The organism is Streptomyces murinus, from assembly GCF_002154555.1.
Taxonomy (GTDB): domain Bacteria; phylum Actinomycetota; class Actinomycetes; order Streptomycetales; family Streptomycetaceae; genus Streptomyces; species Streptomyces murinus.
In genome coordinates this window covers 1-690 of record NZ_MUNF01000939.1, presented here as the reverse complement: position 1 = coordinate 690, position 690 = coordinate 1, and the positions used below count along the sequence as shown (strand labels likewise).

The 690-nt window shown below is 71.4% G+C and carries 1 pseudogene; it reads right to left on the bottom strand.

Annotation, left to right across the window (positions count from 1 at the left end):
- Positions 1 to 34: 34 nt before the first annotated feature.
- Positions 35 to 690: pseudogene (locus tag CCN72_RS36755) on the bottom strand (hypothetical protein); the annotation flags it as partial.

Here is a 690-nt window from a genome sequence, read left to right as displayed (position 1 = left end):
GCGCAGTTCCCCGCGCCCCCGAAAAGCAGGTTGGCTAGCGCGTCCGGCGTCGTGGCATGAAGGTGAAGATCGCGCCGCCCAGAAGGATCGCCGTACCCGCCACCAGGCCCAGGGCCTTCAGGGTGCCGTGGTCGCTCGCGCCCGTGTCGGCCAGGCCGCCCGAGGTGGAGGTGCTCGTGCCGCCCGTCGAGCCGCCGGAGGTGGACGTTCCTCCCGAAGTGCCGCCCGCCTGGCCGGTGGTGTCAAGAGTGAGGGAGACCTGCGTCCCGGTCGGGGTGCAGGTGGTCGTCGTGCCCAGGGCGTTGACCGTCAGGACGCCCGGGGAGAGGGTCGAGGAGCCGGTCGCGCCGGGTTTGTAGGTGCCGGTGAGGTCGGGGATCGCGATGGGGTCGCCGGACTTGATGGGGGCCGCGTTGGCGGGGCCCGCCACCTGGACCGTGCCTTTGTCCGCGCCGCCGACGACCACCGCCATGNNGTCGGCGGGACTGTCCATCACCGACTTCTTGAACCGCACCGTGAGGGCGTAGTCCCCGCCGTTCCTCTTCGCGTCGATCTGTACCGGTGAGGTGGCGTTCTTGTCGCCGATCGGGGTCTTGCACGCGTAGGGGATCTGCACCTCCTTGCCGGTGAAGTCGGTCTGCCCGGTGCCGCCCGAGGTGGACGGCGTGGGGGTCGGGGTGGCGCTGTGGG